The organism is Modestobacter italicus (genome assembly GCF_019799965.1).
Lineage (GTDB): Bacteria > Actinomycetota > Actinomycetes > Mycobacteriales > Geodermatophilaceae > Modestobacter > Modestobacter italicus_A.
Genome location: NZ_JABGCJ010000003.1, coordinates 327578 through 343510, shown reverse-complemented (window position 1 = coordinate 343510; position 15933 = coordinate 327578). Strand labels below are relative to the sequence as shown.

General features: G+C 76.5%; 17 protein-coding genes. 12 read left to right on the top strand and 5 right to left on the bottom strand.

Features of this window, described 5'->3' with window-relative positions; translation table 11 throughout:
- Positions 1–37: 37 nt before the first annotated feature.
- A complete protein-coding gene (locus tag HLA93_RS09230) occupies positions 38–604 on the top strand; it encodes a hypothetical protein (RefSeq protein ID WP_222194086.1) in 567 nt (188 codons plus the stop codon).
- Between the two features lie 52 nt (positions 605–656).
- Here the strand turns inward: HLA93_RS09230 and HLA93_RS09225 are convergent, their stop codons facing one another.
- Entirely contained in the window at positions 657–902 is a 246-nt protein-coding gene (locus HLA93_RS09225; RefSeq protein ID WP_222194085.1) for a helix-turn-helix domain-containing protein, read from the bottom strand.
- A 204-nt stretch (positions 903–1106) separates the two neighbouring features.
- Between HLA93_RS09225 and HLA93_RS09220 the strand changes: the two genes are divergently transcribed.
- From HLA93_RS09220 to HLA93_RS09205, 4 genes are all read left to right on the top strand, one after another.
- Complete coding sequence (locus tag HLA93_RS09220) at positions 1107–1856, top strand: SAF domain-containing protein (protein ID WP_222194084.1); 750 nt, start codon at positions 1107–1109, stop codon at positions 1854–1856.
- The gene (locus HLA93_RS09215) at positions 1856–3136 is read left to right on the top strand and encodes an AAA family ATPase (protein WP_222194083.1); all 1281 of its coding nucleotides are present in this window, start codon (positions 1856–1858) and stop codon (positions 3134–3136) included. Before HLA93_RS09220 ends, HLA93_RS09215 begins: the two co-directional genes overlap by 1 nt.
- 83 nt (positions 3137–3219) lie before the next feature.
- Positions 3220–4611, top strand: a complete 1392-nt coding sequence (locus HLA93_RS09210) for a WS/DGAT/MGAT family O-acyltransferase (protein WP_222194082.1) — start codon at positions 3220–3222, stop codon at positions 4609–4611.
- 72 nt (positions 4612–4683) lie between these two features.
- Positions 4684–5184 (top strand): DUF6912 family protein, encoded by a 501-nt coding sequence (locus tag HLA93_RS09205; protein WP_222194081.1) that lies wholly within the window; start codon positions 4684–4686, stop codon positions 5182–5184.
- Positions 5185–5193: 9 nt separating this feature from the next.
- Here HLA93_RS09205 and HLA93_RS09200 read toward each other — a convergent pair whose 3' ends face one another.
- Complete coding sequence (locus HLA93_RS09200; protein WP_222194080.1) at positions 5194–9408, bottom strand: FtsK/SpoIIIE domain-containing protein; 4215 nt, start codon at positions 9406–9408, stop codon at positions 5194–5196.
- 153 nt (positions 9409–9561) lie between these two features.
- Between HLA93_RS09200 and HLA93_RS09195 the strand changes: the two genes are divergently transcribed.
- Positions 9562–9855 carry a WXG100 family type VII secretion target gene (locus HLA93_RS09195; protein WP_222194079.1) on the top strand — a complete coding sequence of 98 codons (294 nt, stop codon included), beginning with the start codon at positions 9562–9564 and terminating at the stop codon, positions 9853–9855.
- A 25-nt stretch (positions 9856–9880) separates the two neighbouring features.
- On the opposite strand, the gene HLA93_RS09190 is transcribed toward HLA93_RS09195, so the two are convergent.
- Both HLA93_RS09190 and HLA93_RS09185 read right to left on the bottom strand, forming a co-directional pair.
- Positions 9881–10810, bottom strand: coding sequence for an MFS transporter permease (locus tag HLA93_RS09190; RefSeq protein ID WP_222194078.1), 930 nt, complete (start codon positions 10808–10810; stop codon positions 9881–9883).
- Positions 10807–11295: a hypothetical protein gene (locus HLA93_RS09185; protein WP_308128030.1), complete on the bottom strand. Its 489-nt coding sequence runs from the start codon at positions 11293–11295 to the stop codon at positions 10807–10809. Before HLA93_RS09185 ends, HLA93_RS09190 begins: the two co-directional genes overlap by 4 nt.
- Positions 11296–11437: 142 nt before the next feature.
- Between HLA93_RS09185 and HLA93_RS09180 the strand changes: the two genes are divergently transcribed.
- The gene (locus HLA93_RS09180) at positions 11438–11944 is read left to right on the top strand and encodes a MaoC family dehydratase (protein ID WP_222194076.1); all 507 of its coding nucleotides are present in this window, start codon (positions 11438–11440) and stop codon (positions 11942–11944) included.
- A 12-nt stretch (positions 11945–11956) separates the two neighbouring features.
- Here HLA93_RS09180 and HLA93_RS09175 read toward each other — a convergent pair whose 3' ends face one another.
- Positions 11957–12370, bottom strand: coding sequence for an NUDIX domain-containing protein (locus HLA93_RS09175; protein WP_222194075.1), 414 nt, complete (start codon positions 12368–12370; stop codon positions 11957–11959).
- 106 nt (positions 12371–12476) lie between these two features.
- Here HLA93_RS09175 and HLA93_RS09170 point away from each other — a divergent pair, with 106 nt between their 5' ends.
- The 5 genes from HLA93_RS09170 to HLA93_RS09150 all read left to right on the top strand — a co-directional run bounded on the left by HLA93_RS09170 (position 12477) and on the right by HLA93_RS09150 (position 15933).
- Positions 12477–13100: a DUF6758 family protein gene (locus HLA93_RS09170; RefSeq protein ID WP_222194074.1), complete on the top strand. Its 624-nt coding sequence runs from the start codon at positions 12477–12479 to the stop codon at positions 13098–13100.
- A gap of 96 nt (positions 13101–13196) precedes the next feature.
- On the top strand, positions 13197–13430 hold the full coding sequence (locus HLA93_RS09165; RefSeq protein WP_222194341.1) for a hypothetical protein: 234 nt from the start codon (positions 13197–13199) through the stop codon (positions 13428–13430).
- An 8-nt stretch (positions 13431–13438) separates the two neighbouring features.
- Positions 13439–14110, top strand: coding sequence for a PH domain-containing protein (locus tag HLA93_RS09160; RefSeq protein ID WP_222194073.1), 672 nt, complete (start codon positions 13439–13441; stop codon positions 14108–14110).
- 56 nt (positions 14111–14166) lie between these two features.
- Positions 14167–15024 (top strand): PHP domain-containing protein, encoded by an 858-nt coding sequence (locus HLA93_RS09155; protein ID WP_222194072.1) that lies wholly within the window; start codon positions 14167–14169, stop codon positions 15022–15024.
- 51 nt (positions 15025–15075) lie between these two features.
- Entirely contained in the window at positions 15076–15933 is an 858-nt protein-coding gene (locus HLA93_RS09150) for a RecB family exonuclease (protein ID WP_308128029.1), read from the top strand.

The following is a 15933-nucleotide window of genomic DNA, read 5'->3' as shown; positions in this document are numbered from 1 at the left end:
AAATGCGTGAATCTGTGGACGAGCTACGCTGTCGGCCATGCGCTGGGAGCAGCTCTTCGCCGACCTCGAGGCCCAGCTGGCCGAGCAGGAGGCGGTCGCCGAACGGGCCGAGGACGGTTCGCGCGCCCGGGCCGAGTACGGGCGCGTGCGGCTCGCCGACCGGCTCGGTGGGGCGCGGGGGCAGGAGCTCGCTCTCGGCTGCACCGGAGCCGGCCGGCTCAGCGGACGGCTCAGCGACGTCGGTGTCGACTGGTTGCTGCTGACCGATGCGCAGGACCGTGAGCTGCTGGTGGCGGTGCACGCGGTCTGCTCGGTCAGCGGACTGGCTGCCCTGACCGCGCCGGCTGCCGAGGACGGCGCGGTGGCGCGGGCACTGGACCTACGGCGCGCGCTGCGCGGGCTGGCGCGCGACCGGGCCGGCGTGCAGGTGCTGCTCACCGACGGCACGGCGCTGACCGGCACCATCGACCGGGTGGGTGCCGACTTCGTCGAGCTGGCCGAGCACCCGCTGGACCAGCCGCGGCGGCGCGGGGCGGTCACCGGTGTGCGGACGCTGCCCCTGCCGGCGGTGGTCGCCGTCCGGACCGCGCTGACCGGCGGCTGAGCCGGCCGGGGGACGCCGTCGCGGCGGCCGGCGTGTAGGCGGCCCCGGTCTCTCAGCGGGGGGAGTCGACCTCGGCGTCCTCGCCGGCCGGCTCCTCGGCGACGGCGGTGGCCCGCGCCTCGGCGTACTTCTGCTGGATGAAGCGCTCCAGCTCGTCCTTCTCGACCCGCCACTGCCCGCGGCCGCCGATCTGGATGGCGATGAGCTCCTTGCGACGCACCAGCGCGTAGGCCTGCGACCAGGAGACGTTGAGGATCTCCGCGACGTCGTCGAGGGTGTGGAAGCGCTGGGTGGCCATGAGGGTCCGTGTTCTCCCGTCGAAGGTGCCCGCCAGTGTGGCAGCCGGGTGACATCGAGGTGCGTCGTCCACCCGAAGGTGTGGACGACGCCTGCGCGCCGCCCGGTTCCTCGGTCATGATCTCCCTCCGCGACCGAGGACCACGAGGTCGGGCGGGTTGCCGCACACCGCGGCACGGCAGACGGAGCGAGGGATGACCGACCGATGAGCACGTCCACAGCGGCGCCCGCGGCACCCCCGGTCGAGGCAGCGCCGGGCAGCTCGGCGCCGCGCCGGGTGCGGCCGCCCCGCTGGCTGGACCTGCGCCTGGTGCTCGGCGTGCTGCTGGTGCTGGGATCGGTCCTGCTGGGTGCCCGGGTGGTGACGGCGGCCGACGCGACGGTCCCGGTCTGGTCGGCCGCCGGTGACCTGGCGGCCGGCACGGTGCTCGATGCGGACGACCTGGTCGCCGTGGACGTCCGGCTGGACGACGTCGCCGCGGCCTACCTGGCCACCAGCACCCGCCCGGCGGGCCGGGTGCTCGCCCGCGCCGTCCGGGACGGGGAGCTGCTGCCCCGCTCGGCGCTGGAGGAGCCCGCCGACCTGGTGCAGCTGGCCCTGCCGGTCCAGGCCGGCTACGTGCCACCGCAACTGGCCCGCGGCCAGCTGATCGACGTCTACGCCGTCGCCGACCCGGTCGTCGGCGCGGACACCGCGACCGGCGGGGACGTCGACGTGGTGCTCTCGGGTGCCCCGGTCCAGGCGGTCACCGGCCGCGGCGACGGCGTCCTCTCGACCTCGGGCACCACGGTCCAGGTCGTCGTCGCGGTCCCGGCCGACGGTGCCGCGGACGTGCTGGCGGCCATCGGCGGCCGGGGCCTGGTCGTCGTGCAGCGCACCTCGGTGGACACGGACACGGACACGGGCACGGACGCGGCGCCCGCCGGCACCGGCCCGGCGGGGCCCACCGGCTGATGGCGCTGCAGGTCTTCACCGCGGTCACCGGCGCGGCATGGGAGTCCGAGCTGGTCGGTGCCCTGGACCGGCAGGACCACGGCGTCACCGTGGTCCGCCGGTGCGTCGACGTCGCCGACCTCTTGGCCGCCGCGACCACCGGCACCGGGCAGGCCGCCCTGCTGTCGGCGGAGTTCCGCCGGCTCGACGGCACCGCGGTCGCCCGGCTGTCGGCGGCCGGGATCGCGGTTGTCGGGCTGGTCGAGCCGGGCGACAGCGGGGCCGCCGACCGCCTCCGCCAGCTCGGCGTGGCCCGGGTGCTCCCGGCCGACGCCCCGCCGGAGGAGATCGCCGCGGCGCTGCGCGCGGCGGTCGCGGGTGCCCCGCTGCCCGGGCACGACGTGGGCGACCCCCGCGCTGCGCTGCCGGTGCTCGGCCTCCCGCCCGAGCCCCCCACCCGGCCGGGCGGCCGGGGCCGGGTGGTCGCCGTCTGGGGGCCGACCGGCGCCCCCGGCCGGACGACGGTGGCCGTCGGGCTCGCCGACGAGGCCGCCCGGCTCGACGTGCCGACGCTGCTGGTCGACGGGGACGTCTACGGCGGGGTGGTCGCCCAGGTGCTCGGGCTGCTGGACGAGTCGCCGGGCATCGTGGCGGCGGCCCGGCAGGCTTCCGCCGGCACGCTGGACGTCGCCGCGCTGGCCCGGCTGGCCTGGGCGGTGACCCCGCAGCTGCGGGTCCTCACCGGGCTGACCCGCGCTGACCGGTGGCCCGAGCTCCGGCCGCAGGGCATCGGCGTGGTGCTGGAGGAGGCCCGCCGGCTGTCCGCCCTGACCGTCGTCGACTGCGGGTTCTCGCTGGAGGAGGACGAGGAGCTGGCCTTCGACACCGCCGCGCCGCGACGGAACGGGGCCACCCTCACCGTCCTGGCCGCCGCGGACGAGGTGCTCTGCGTCAGCGGCGCGGACCCGGTCTCCCTGCAGCGCACCGTCCGGGCGCTGGCCGAGCTCCGCGAGGTGCTGCCCGACGTCGCGCCGCAGGTGGTGGTGAACCAGCTGCGCCGCGGGCCGGTGCCGGGGGACGCGCGCCAGGAGATCGCCTCGGCGCTGCGCCGGTTCGCCGGCCAGGAGGTCCGGGCGTTCCTGCCGGCCGACCGGAGGGCCACCGATGCGGCCCTGGCGGGTGGTCGGACGCTGGCGGAGGTGGCTGCGGGGTCCCCGTTGCGGGCCGGTCTGCGCACGCTGGCCGCGGAGCTGGCAGGCGTGCCGGCGACCCCCGGCCGGCGGGGCCGCCGCGCCCGGTGACCGGGCGCCGCCGGAGGGGGGTGTCCCGGGGCGAGGACGCCGGGACGTAGCGTGGACCAGCCGTCAGTGAGGAGGGTCACGCTGTGGTCGAACGGCTCACCGCGCTGGATGCGTCCTTCCTGTACCTGGAGGAGCCCGGCACGCCGATGCACGTCGGCGCCGTCCTCGTGCTCGAGTGCCCCTCCGGCGGGCTGGACCACGAGGCGCTCATCGAGCTCGTGCGTGCCCGGCTCCCGCTGGTGCCGCGGTACCGGCAGAAGGTCGTCGAGGTGCCGGGGCACCTGGCGAACCCGGCCTGGGTCGACGACCCGGACTTCGACGTCAGCTACCACGTCCGGCGCTCGGCGCTGCCCCGCCCGGGCACCCAGGAGCAGCTGCTCGACCTCGTGGCCAGGCTGACCGCACGGCCGCTGGACCGCAGCCGCCCGCTGTGGGAGATGTACCTGGTCGAGGGGCTGGCCGGCGACCGGACGGCGGTGGTGACCAAGACCCACCCGGCGCTGGTCGACGGGCTGGGCGCCATCGACATCGGCCAGGTGATCCTGGACCCCGACCCGGACGCCGCCCCGGCTCCCGTGCCGGACCACTGGCTGCCCCGGCGCCCGCCGGGCCAGGTGGCCCTGGTCTGGGAGGCGGTGGAGGACTACCTGCAGCGCCCCTCGGCGGTGCTGGACACCGCCCGCACCGCGGTCGGCGACGTGCGCGCGACGGCGGCGCGCTGGGCCGGGGTGGCCGGGGGCGTGGTGGCGGCGCTGGCGCGCACCGCCGTGTCACCGGCGCCGGTCAGCCCGTTGAACGCGCCGATCGGCCGGCAGCGGCGGGTCGCGGTGGCCCGCGTGGCGCTCGAGGACCTGCGGGTGGTGCGCAGGGCGCACGGCGGCACGGTCAACGACGTGCTGCTCACCTCGGTGACCGGGGCGCTGCGGGAGTGGCTGCTGTCCCGCGGGGAGCCGGTGGTCGGCAGCACGTCGGTGCGCGCGCTGGTCCCGGTGTCGGTGCGTGGGGAGGACGACGCCGCACCCGGGGAGGTCCGCTCCTTCCTGGTGGACCTCCCGGTGGGGGAGCCGAACCCCCGCGTGCGGCTGGCCCGGGTCAGCTTCGCGATGCGCGGGCTGGCACCGAGCGGGCAGTCGGTGGGCGCGGACACGCTCAGCGCGCTGTCGGGGTTCGCCCCGCCCACGCTGCACGCCCTGGGGGCGCGGGCGGCGAGCGGACTGTCCCGGCGGCTGTTCAACCTCGTGGTCACCAACGTCCCCGGGCCGCAGGTCCCGCTCTACGCCGGCGGCGCCCGGATGGTGGAGGTGTTCCCGGTGGTCCCGCTGGTCCGTGGCCAGGGCCTGTCCATCGGCCTGACCAGCTACGACGGCACCGTCTACTTCGGGCTCAACGCCGACCGGGACAGCGTCAGCGACGTCGACGCCCTGGCCGACCTGATCGAGCAGGAGGTCGCCTACCTGGTCGAGTCGGCCGGCTGACCGACCGGCCGGGAAGATCTCCGGTCCGGCGACGTTACGGTCGCTGTCCGACGACTTCAGGAGGCGAACCGGGTGCGCGTGTACCTGCCGGCCACGACGACCGTGCTGCAGCGGTTGCTCGATGAGGGCCGACTCGAGGGACCGCTCACGGTCTTCACGGTCACCCCCCAGCTGCGCGACTTCTACGAGCTGAGCGACGACGAGGAGCTGGAGTACGCGGCGCTGATCGCCGCGGCCCGGGCCAGCCTGCGGCTGATGGACGTCGACCCGGCCGCCGCCCGCCGACGGGTGGTGCTGGCGGCGGACGTGCCCGATGCGTCGGTGACCCCGATCGTCGCCGACGGGGCCGACGCCGGCGCCGCACGCACCACGGCGACGGTGGCCCTCAGGGACGTCGCGAGCGCGCACATCGACGGGGCCGAGGCCGAGGAGGACGTGCGCAAGGCCGTCAACGTGGTGCTGGAGGCCGACCTCGGCAGCGCCGACGCCCAGTTCGTCGTCGACCAGGCCGAGGGCCACGAGCTGGCCTGGTACGCCAACCAGGAGATCGGCCCCGCACTCGAGCTGCTCTGAGCCACCGGCTCACCCGCCGTCGGTGGGCCCGCGGTGCCGGGCGACCTGCACCCGGGTGACGCCGGCGGGGGTGACCAGCCAGCCGGAGCCCGGGCGTGCGGGCAACGGAGTGCGGGGGAGCCGGAGCCCCAGCAGCTCGCCGTCACCGGGTCCGGGGCGCAGGACGAGCGCCGTCCGGGCGCGCCGGAGGGCGGCGGCCGGTCCCCGGAAGGAGCCCGCCAGCTCGGCGGCCGTCCCGGTGCCGAGCACCAGCACCGGGCCACTGGGCCGGCTCAGCGCGCTGAGCTCGTCGGCGACGGGGTCCGGGAGCCCGGTCAGCTCGTCCACCAGTACGAGCATCGGGCGGCCGTCCTGTCGCGACGCCCAGTCCCGGAGCGCCGCCGCGTCGGTGCGGTCCAGCCGGTCCGGGTGCGAGCGCGCTGCGCCGGTCCCCGGGGCGGCCACCAGCTCGACCACCGCGGCGCCGAGCGCGTGGGCGTGCCGGCCCAGGGCGCGCAGCGCCGAGCTGCGCCCGCTGCCGGGCGCACCGACGAGGAGCAGGCCGTTGCTGCGCTGGACGTCCACGCCGACCGGGGCGCCGTCGTCGCCGCCGGGGCCGAGCGGCAGCGCGAGCGGGTCGCCGGGCCCGAGCTGGGCGAGGCCGGGCAGGTCGAGCCGAGGATCGGCGGGCAGCTCGGTCACCCGCAGCGGACCGGTGCCGTCAGCGGCGACCGCGGAACGGGTCGAGGTGCGGCCGGCCGGCCGGGGCAGGGCCAGCTGGCACTCGACGGCGTCCTCTCCGACGAGAGCCCGGCCGGGCGGCCGGTGGCCGGGGACCGCGCGGGCGGCGATGCCCGCGACGGCGTAGTCGGCGCGATCGGGCAGGGGGAGCACGACCCGGGTGTGCAGCGCGCCCGCCACCCGGCTGCCCGGGACGGCCCGGTCGGTGGTCAGCGCGACCGTCAGCCGTGCCGCGGCACCGTCCCGGACCAGGCGGAGCAGCCCGCTGGCCCCGGTGGCCGGCTCGGCTTCCTCCAGCTGGGCGGCGAGGCTCTCCCAGCCGTCCACCAGCACGAGCAGGGCCGGGGCGCCGGCGCACCCCTCGGCCCGGCGTCGGTCGACCTCTTCCAGGAGCCGGGTCACCAGCCGCAGCGTGCGGTGGGGGTCGTCCCGGCCGATCGTCGTGCCGGTGTGCGGTCCCGGAGCGGCGTCCGCGGCGAGGGCGCCACCGCCGTGGTCGAGCACGTGCACGTGGAGTGCACCGGGTGGCAGCTGCGCGACCGCCTCGGCCAGCACGGTCCGCAGCGCGGTCGTGCGGCCACTGCGCGGCCCGCCGACGAAGGCCCAGCCGCCGCCGACCGCGAGGTCGAGCTCCAGCGGTGTCTGCCGCTGGTGGTCGGGGACGTCGCACAGGCCGATCCGCAGGACGGAGCCGGCGCCGGCCGTGCGCCACCGGTCGAGCGCGTCTGCCGGCAGCTGGTCGGGCAGGGGCGGCAGCCAGGGCCGGTGCGGTGGGGTGGTCCGCTCGGCGCGGGCCTGCGCGCCGAGGGCCGCGACCACCCGCTGCAGGTCGGGCTCGCCGGTCGGCGTGACCCGGGGGGCCGGCCCTTCCGGGGGCGTCGGCCAGGTCGAGCGGGTCACGGTGGGGGCTGCGTCGGTGGGCCGGCTGCCGCCGGTGACGCGGGCGACCTGCAGCAGCACCGGCGCGCTGCTCCCGCTCCGCAGGTAGGCCCGCCCCGGCTGGCCGGGGGGCAGCTGCGCCGGCAGCGTGCTGCCGAGCACGTCCCGGGCATCGCCCTCGTCGGTGGTGCGCAGACAGATCCGCAGCGAGCAGTTCGCCCGGATCTCGGGGCTGACCACCCCGGCGGGACGCTGGGTGGCGAGGACCAGGTGGACGCCGAGGGAGCGGCCGCGCTGGGCGATGCCCACCAGCCCGGGGACGAAGCCGGGCAGCTCCTCGGCCAGGGTGGCGAACTCGTCGACCACGATGACCAGCCGGCCCGCGTCCACCGTCGCCGGCAGGTCGACCAGGTCGCGCACCCCGTGCTCGGCGAGCAGGCGCTCGCGGCGGGTGAGCTCCGCGGCGAGCGAGTGCAGCGCCCGGGCCGTGGAGTGGCTGTCCAGGTCGGTGAGCAGCCCTACCGTGTGCGGCAGCGCTGCGGCCGCCCCGAAGGCCGCGCCCCCCTTGTAGTCGACGAGCAGGAAGCTGCAGCGGTCCGGTGGGTGGCGCAGGGCCAGACCGGCCACCAGGGTCTGCAGCAGCTCCGACTTGCCCGACCCGGTGGTGCCGGCGACCAGGGCGTGCGGCCCGTCGCGCACCAGGTCGAGCTCCAGGGGGCCGTCCCCGGTGAGCCCCAGGACGGCGGTCAGTCGCCCGCGCCCGCGGTCCCAGGAGCCGCTCGGTGCACCCGTGGCGGGGTCGATCGCCGCGCCCGAGCCCGGCAGTTCGAGCAGTCGCGCCGAGGAGGGCAGCTCCCCGGCCGACGACGGGACGGCCAGGACGGCGAGGTCGCGGGCGATACGGGCGGCGACGGGCTCCCCGACGGCGTCCAGCGCCAGCACCCGCTCCTGCTCCAGCCCGGGGGCGCGCAGCCGCCCGCTGGTGCCGGTCTCCCCGCACACCTGCAGCCTGGCGGGGGCGGGCAGGGCGAGGGCTGCCTCGGCTCCGGCGACGTCCAGCCGGATGACCTGCTCGGGGGCCTGCCCGAGGGCGGCGACCACGGCGGGGTCCGGTGTGCCGTCGACCACCACCAGGGTCCGCGGCCCGGTTCGTGAGGCGCCCTCGGCGGTACGGGACGGCGGCCGGAGCGAGCTGGGCAGCGGTGCGCCGGGGGTGACGACCGAGGACAGGTGCGGCAGCCACCGGGCCCATCGCCAGTCGGTGAGCTCCCGGGCTCCGCAGACCAGGACCAACCGCAGGTCGGTCGGTGGGTGCAGGGTGGCCAGCTGGCAGACCAGTGACCGGGCGAGGCCCAGCGCCGGCTCGCGCGGCCCGACGACCCCCAGTGCCCCGACGCCGCCCAGCGGCACCGTGACCGGGGCGTGTCGGGCGGCGACGGGGACCCGGCTGCCGTCCGGCTCGACCCGGGTCACCGACGACGGCCCGTCCCCGGTCCCGAGCCGGACCGGCACCGAGCGCGCGGGCTCGCCGCTCCGCGACCAGAGCGGGCTGGCCCGGCGGCGGGCGGCCACGGCCAGTCGCGCCGGGTCGGGGTGCCGCTCCTCCCGTGCGGCCAGGTCGGCGGCGACCGCGGCGTCGAGCTCGGCCGCGGCGCGGGCGAGCGCCGCCGCGTGGTCGGCCAGGGCAGCGCGGTGGGTCCGGCGGCCGGAGAACCGGTCCGAGCACCACGTGCCCACCGCGACCACCGGGCTGAGCAGCGCGAAGAAGAGGAAGTGCGGTGTGGCGAGCAGCCAGGCCATCAGCAGGCCGCCGACGGCGGGCAGCGCCACGGCGATCCAGCCCAGGCGCCGGCGCGTGGGCTCCGGCGGTGCGGCCGGCCAGCGCACGGATACGCCCTCCGGAGCGACGGCGGGCAGGGGCAGCGGCCGGATGCCGACCCGCCCACCGTCGGCGGGTGCGGAGTCGAGCACGGTGCCCCACGGGCCGGTCAGCCGCAGGCTCGTCGAGCCTAGGTGCACCGTGGCCCCGACCGGCCACTCCCGGCCCTCGGTGCCCAGCGCCTGGGCCGGGCCGGTGAGGCCGGTGATCGAGCTGCCGTTGACCGAGCCCAGGTCGGCGACGGTGACCCGCCCCTCGGCGACGGCGACGACCGCGTGCCGCCGCGACACGTCCGGGTCGGTGAGCACCAGGCCGCAGCCGCTCGCCCGCCCCACCACCAGCGAGCCCTGCCCGAGCGCGAGGCCGCGGCCGGCGTCGGGGCCGCCGGTCACCTGGACCTCGAGCGCACCCGACGCCCGGTCCAGCGCCGACCGCGGCCCCGGGCGGCCGAGCCCGAGCAACGCGCCGTGGCACAACGCGCTCGACGACAGCGGCGTCCCGGCGGTCAGGGCGGTCGAGCCGGCCCAGAGCTGCGGCGCGGGGTGGCCCAGCGTGCTGCCCAGGCCGGGGAGCACGTCGCCCAGCACCGCGTCGTCCCGGGCGTGCACCACCACGTCGACCGGGCCGTCGTGCGACACCAGGGTCCACGTCCGGTCGGCGCCACGGGGCGCCGGGAGCGCAGCGTCGCGAGTTCCCGCGGGCACGGCGTCGAAGGGTGCCGCGGGCACGAGAGGGGAGGGGGGCACGGGCCCGATGCTGTCCCGGCAGGCACCTCCGTGGGCGGCCGTCGCGACATCTGTGGAAGACCCCCGGGCCTGTGGACGGCCGGGGCGGACGACGGGCAGACCGCCCTACCGTCCTGCCCCACCGGGAGGTGCCCGGGAGGACGAGGAGGGGTCATGAAGGTCGACATCGCAACGCTCAACGCCATGGCGGGCCGGTGCCAGGGAGAGGCGGCGGACACCAGTGCCCGGCACACGACGCTCTCGGCGAGCATCAACAGCTCGGTGCTCGAGGGCTGGACCGACAGCCAGGCAGCCGTCCAGTTCAGCGAGCTCTACGAGAAGTGGCGGCTGTCGAGCCAGGGGGTGAGCGAGGCGCTCACCGGCATGGGGCAGCTGCTCACCACCGTCGCCTCGGCCTACCAGCAGCACGAGGCGGAGATGGCCGCCCGGATCGGTGCGCTGCTCTGAGGGCCGAGTGACCCGGCCGGGAGACTCAGCCGGGGACGGGGCTCCCGGGCACGGCCGGGAGCCCGGCCCCGCTGCTCCGCCGCTGGAGCACCGACAGGCGTTCCCACGGCAGGATCGACAGGATCGCGACGCAGTGCGGCAGGAAGATGATCCCCACGCCGGCGTAGACCATGACGTGGAAGCCGAGCAGGAACAGCACCAGGCCGATCCGGGCCCGGTGGGTGCGCACCAGCAGGATGAGTGGCGCGGCCAGCTCGGCCACGATCATCACCCACTGGGCGGCCGGCAGCAGCCAGGCGACGTCGAGGGTCCACATGGACAGCTCGGTGCCCCGGCGGACCACCGCCCGGGTGAGCGTGGCGCCGGTCGCCCAGTCCCAGCCGCCGAACCGGATCTTGGCCCAGGCGGCGAGGAAGTAGGTGAGCATGACCGTGACCAGCACGGCCGCCATCGCGAACCCCGCCGCTTCCGAGGAGCGCCGGTCGCGCAGCCGTGCCCGCCCGATCGTCGGCAGCACCGCCAGGGCGACCAGGAAGGCGATCCGGTCGTGGTCGACCTTCCCGTAGCTCATCGCGATGACCATCCACTCCGAGTAGAGGAGGAAGACGGCGATGCCGAGCAGCCGCGGCGCCCGGCCGGTGGCGGCGACGACCGCGGCGATCACCAGCGCCCACTGAACGACCAGCACGAGGGTGTGCGTTGGGGTGGGCAGGTGCAGCAGCCGGCCGATCAGCAGCGGTGCGTACCAGTCGGTGGGCACGTCGGCGTGAGCGCGCACCCACGCGGTGGTGAGGAAGACGTCGACCGGAATGAACAGGTAGGCGATGGCCCGGAAGACCGCGATCCGGGCCAGTGGCACCGGCCGGGACCACCAGCGCGGGGTGAGGGGGACAGCCGGCGCCTCCTCCGGGCGCACCGGCGCGGCGGTGCGTGGGGTGGTGGCCGCAGTGCTCATTCGCCGTCCTCCAGCTGGTGCTCGATCAGCACCTGGTCGCTGACCTCACCGGTCCGCTGGCCGTCCTCGAGGGCGAAGCGGCGCTGCACGACCTGGACCTCCACCAGCTCGTCGGCGTCGGGGTTGCGCTCGGCGTAGGAGTCGGCGAGGAGCCCGAGCATCGAGGGGTCCCGGAAGATGCGGGGGAGCTGGCCCTCGAACTCCGCCCGGCGCAGCCCCACCTCCCCGCCGGAGAGCCGGACCTCCTCACCCGCCGCGGTCAGCCCGACCACCCGGGTCGAGACGACCGGGGTGTCGGGGTTCGCGCGGGTGGAGTACATCCGGAACGGACCGAAGGGGAAGGCGTCGTCGTCCCCCCACACCGTGCCGGCCAGCAGCAGGGCGAGCACCACCACGGCCGAGGCCAGCCGGGCGCGCCGGCCGCCTGGGCTCAGGCGCTCGACCTCGGCCTCGGCCGGCAGGTCAGGGGCGGACTGCAGGTGCACCGGCCCATCGTAGGATCGGCGCCCGTCCAGACGGGTCATCGATGCTCCGTCGCGGTCGCCTCCGTCCCGCCACGCGGACCAGGCGTCCCGGCAGCCCCACCCGCGTCGTCCGTCGCCGATGTCGACCCGCGGGAGCAGCCAGATGCAGTTCGGCCGGTACTACGAGGAGTTCGAGGTCGGGGCCACCTACAAGCACTGGCCCGGCAAGACCGTCACCGAGTACGACGACCACCTGTTCTGCCTGCTGACCATGAACCACCACCCGCTGCACCTGGACGCCCACTACGCCGCCGAGACCACCGAGTTCGGGAAGAACGTCGTCGTCGGCAACTACGTCTACTCGCTGCTGCTGGGCATGAGCGTCCCCGACGTCTCCGGCAAGGCGATCGCCAACCTCGAGGTGGAGTCGCTCAGGCACGTCGCGCCCACCTTCCACGGCGACACGGTCTACGGCGAGACCACCGTGCTGGACAAGACCGAGTCCCGGTCCAAGGACGACCGCGGCGTCGTGCACGTGGAGACCATCGGCTACAAGCAGGACGGCACCGTGGTCTGCGTCTTCCGGCGCAAGGTGATGGTGCCCAAGCGCTCCCACGGCCAGGCCCGCGGTGGTGAGCAGCCCGGCCGGCCCGAGCCGGTGCGGGGGTAGCCGCGGGCCGGGTCAGCGGGGGAGCACGCCCCAGCCGGTCAGCGCGGCCAGCACGCCGGGGGCGAGGTCGAGCGCGCCGAGTCCGGCTGCGTCCACGAACGCCGCATCGGCCGCGTCGTCGCCGGCGACCGGCGCCCGGTGCGGCTCGGCGAGCGTGCACCACCAGTCGGTGACGGTGAAGACGACGCCGTCCCCCTCGATCCGGACCGTCCCCAGCGGGCGGACCGGGCGCACCGCCAGCCCGGTCTCCTCGGCCAGCTCCCGCACCACGGCCTCGACCTCGGACTCGCCGGGCTCCACCCGGCCGCCGGGCACCGACCACAGCCCGGCGCTCGGCGCGTGGCCCCGGCGGACCAGCAGCAGCCGACCGTGCCCGTCGTGCACCACGGCACCGACACACGGCACCTCCGGCAGCGGCTGGACCACGTGGGCGAGGCTACGACGGCGGCCCACCGCACCACCCGGGGTCGCGCGGGCCGGGCTGCTGATCAACTCTTGACGAACACCTCGCAGAACAGGACGGTGAGCGGCGATGAGCGTCTCCCCGGTGTGCCCGCGCTGCGGCGAGGCGCTGACGGTCCGGCCCGGCAGCACCGCCGAGGGCTGGTGCCACGTGCACGCAGCGGTCACCCCGCTCCACCACACCGCGGTCGTGGCGCACGACGCGATCAGCGCCGTCTGCGCCGACGCCCGGGTGCCCGCCTGGGTGCCCGACCCGATGCCGCGCGGCTGGGCGGTCACCGGCCTGGCCTGGGGTGGTGAGCCCGGCGCCCGGGCGATCGTCGTCGCCTGCGCCGGCCCGGCGCCGCTCGGCGGGTCGGCGGAGCTGGTGCTCGTCGCCGAGGAGCCCGGCACCGGGCTCGGCTGCGGGTACGCCGGCCTGCCCGGCGTCGACCCCGGCGAGCTCGTCGGCGGGCCCTCCACCGTCGCCGTCGAGGCGGCCGGGCAGCGGGCGCCGCTGTGGCTGGTGCCCACCGGCGACGACCGTGCGGCCTACGTGGGCGAGGCGCACGGCGTGTGGCTGTGGCTGGTCACCTGGCCGGCGTCGGCGGCATGGCTGCTCGCCGAGGACCTGGCCCTGCTGGACCTGCGTGAGCGGGTCTACCCGGACCTGCCGCTGGGCCCGACCACCGAGCGCCTGCTGCCCGGCCGCTGACCCGCTCGGGATCACGATCGATCCGCCGACCGTCGGCGTGGCGGCTGGTGCTGCGCGTGGGGCAGCTGTTACCCATGGGGCGCGGTCCAGCTGGCCGTGGTGCGTCATGCCGTCGTCCGGGCACCCCGGACGACGTCGACCGCCTGGCTGCCCGATGGGAGGAACGGTGCGACCGTGCTGAAGAAGGTGCTCACCTGGCTGGCCATCGCCTTCGTGGTCTTCTACGTCATCCAGCGGCCCGAGGACGCAGCCGGCATCGTGCGCAGCGCCGGGGGTGCCCTCAGTGACGCGGCCGGCTCGCTGTCCTCGTTCGTGGAATCCCTGATCTGAGCCCGGCCGTGTCCGGCCCGCGCGAACGTCGCCCTCGCTGGGGGAAGGACGCCGAGAAGTACCTGCTCCCCGACGAGCCGCCGGTCATCGCCACGCGCCGTCACCCGGCGGTGCTGGCGCGCCCGCTGATCCGTGGCGTCCCGGCCCTGGTGGTCGGGATCTGGGTGCTGCAGCTGGACCCGGAGAACCGAGTGGGGGCCGTCGTGGGCCTGCTCGTCGTGCTCGGCGCGCTGGTCTACCTCGGCCTGCACGTCGGGGAGTGGTGGGTCCGGCACTTCCTGATCACCCGGCGTCGGGTGCTCATGACGTCCGGGGTGATCATCCGGACGGTCGCGGTCATGCCGTTGCGCCGGATCACCGACCTCACCTGGAAGGAGACCTTCTGGGGGCAGGTGCTCGGCTACGGCACGTTCCGGTTCGAGTCCGCCGGGCAGGCGCAGGGGCTCGACGAGATCACCTTCCTGCCACACGCCAAGGCGCTGTACAAGCGGCTGTCGGAGCTGATGTTCGGCACCGACTTCTCCACCAACCCGGTCAGCTCCGACGAGGACGCCGAGGGGTCGATGCACGCCGACGACCGCGGGGACGGCGACGCGCCCGAGCAGCACATGCCGCCGCCGCTGACGTCGGGCCGGCGGCACGACACGGCACCGATCCCGCGCACCCGCCCGCCGTCCTGACCGGCCCGGGTCACCGCGCGCGCCGGCTGCCCACCCCGGTGCGGCAGGCTGGGGGCGTGCGCATCGACCTGCACACCCACACCTCCGTCTCCGACGGCACCGACACCCCGGCCGGCCTGGTCGCCACCGCGGCCGCGGCCGGTCTCGACGTCGTCGCGCTGACCGACCACGACACCACCGCCGGCTGGGCGGCCGCGGCGGCCGCGCGACCGGCCGGGCTGACGATCGTCCCGGGCATGGAGCTGTCCTGCCGGTGGTTCCCGGCCGACGAGCCACCGGTGAGCGTGCACCTGCTGGCCTACCTGTTCGACCCGCTGCACCCGGCGTTCGCCGCCGAGCGGGTGCGCCTGCGGGAGGAGCGGCTCAGCCGGGGTGAGCGGATCGTCACCGCGCTCGCCGCCGACGGCTACCCGGTGGCCTGGGACGACGTCGTCGCCCGCAGCGAGGGTGGTGTGGTCGGGCGCCCGCACGTGGCCCGGGCGCTGGTGGAGGCCGGCGTCGTCGACTCGGTCGACCATGCCTTCGCCACCCTGCTGCACCACCGCAGCCCGTACCACGTGTCCAAGGCCGACACCGACGTGCTGGACGGCATCCGGCTGGTGCGTGCCGCCGGCGGGGTGCCGGTGTTCGCGCACGGCCGGGCCACCTCCCGGGGACGGGTCGTCGGGGACGACGCGATCGCCGCGATGACCGACGCCGGGCTGCTCGGGCTGGAGGTCGACCACCCCGACCACACCCCCGACCAGCGGGCGTACCTGCGCGCGCTGGCGACGGGCCTGGGGCTGCTGCAGACCGGGTCCAGCGACTACCACGGCACCAACAAGCGCACCCCGATCGCGGCCTGCACCACCGACCCGGACCAGTACGAGGCGCTGCTGGCCGCCGGCACCGGCAGCGCGGTTCTCACCGACTGAGCGTGTCGGCGCCCCCGGCTACCGTGGCCGGGTGGCGACGGAGGGGGAGCGGTGAGCGACCAGCTGGAGATGCCCGGCATGCCCAAGCGGCTGTTCTCCTGCACGCCCAGCAAGCTGGCCACGTTCGCCGACTGCCCGCGCCGCTACCGGTTCGCCTACCTCACCCGGCCCACCCCGCCCAAGGGCCCTCCGTGGGCGCACAACACGATCGGCTCGGCGGTGCACGCGGCGCTGCGGTCGTGGTGGGAGCTGCCGGTGGAGAGGCGCACGCCGGCGGCGGCCCGCCAGCTGCTCTACAGCGGCTGGTCCCGGGCCGGCTTCCGGGACGATGAGCAGGCCGCGCAGTGGCGTGCGACGGCGGCCGGCTGGATCACCGACTACGTGGCCGGGCTCGACCCCACCGACGAGCCCGTCGGCACCGAGCGCACCGTGGGCGCCACCACCGAGGCGCTGGCGTTGTCCGGCCGGGTCGACCGGATCGACCGCCGCGGCGACGAGCTGGTGGTGGTCGACTACAAGACCGGCCGCGTGCCCAGCACCGAGGACGAGGCCCGCGGCTCACCGGCGCTGGCGCTGTACGTGCTCGGCGTGCGCCGGACGCTGCGCCGTCCGTGCACCCGGGTCGAGCTGCACCACCTGCCCAGCGGCACCGTGGCCGCGTTCGAGCACACCGACCGGTCGCTGGCCAACCACGTCCGCCGGGCCGAGGACATCGCCGCCGACATCGGCACCGCCACCGAGGCGCTGGCCGCCGGAGCCGACGTCGACGAGGCCTTCCCGCCGGTGCCGGGCCGGCAGTGCAGCTGGTGCGACTTCCGGTCCAGCTGCCCCACCGGCCAGGCGGCCGCCCCGGCCCGGGAGACGTGGAGCTCCCTGCCCATCGAGCCGGCGGCGGCGCCGCCCGAGTGA

Coding starts and splice junctions, on each gene's coding strand:
- HLA93_RS09225 (WP_222194085.1), bottom strand. CDS start 902: ATGGCCACCCAGCGCTTCCACACCCTCGACGACGTCGCGGAGATCCTC.
- HLA93_RS09230 (WP_222194086.1), top strand. CDS start 38: ATGCGCTGGGAGCAGCTCTTCGCCGACCTCGAGGCCCAGCTGGCCGAG.
- HLA93_RS09220 (WP_222194084.1), top strand. CDS start 1,107: ATGAGCACGTCCACAGCGGCGCCCGCGGCACCCCCGGTCGAGGCAGCG.
- HLA93_RS09170 (WP_222194074.1), top strand. CDS start 12,477: ATGAGCGTCTCCCCGGTGTGCCCGCGCTGCGGCGAGGCGCTGACGGTC.
- HLA93_RS09195 (WP_222194079.1), top strand. CDS start 9,562: ATGAAGGTCGACATCGCAACGCTCAACGCCATGGCGGGCCGGTGCCAG.
- HLA93_RS09215 (WP_222194083.1), top strand. CDS start 1,856: ATGGCGCTGCAGGTCTTCACCGCGGTCACCGGCGCGGCATGGGAGTCC.
- HLA93_RS09180 (WP_222194076.1), top strand. CDS start 11,438: ATGCAGTTCGGCCGGTACTACGAGGAGTTCGAGGTCGGGGCCACCTAC.
- HLA93_RS09190 (WP_222194078.1), bottom strand. CDS start 10,810: ATGAGCACTGCGGCCACCACCCCACGCACCGCCGCGCCGGTGCGCCCG.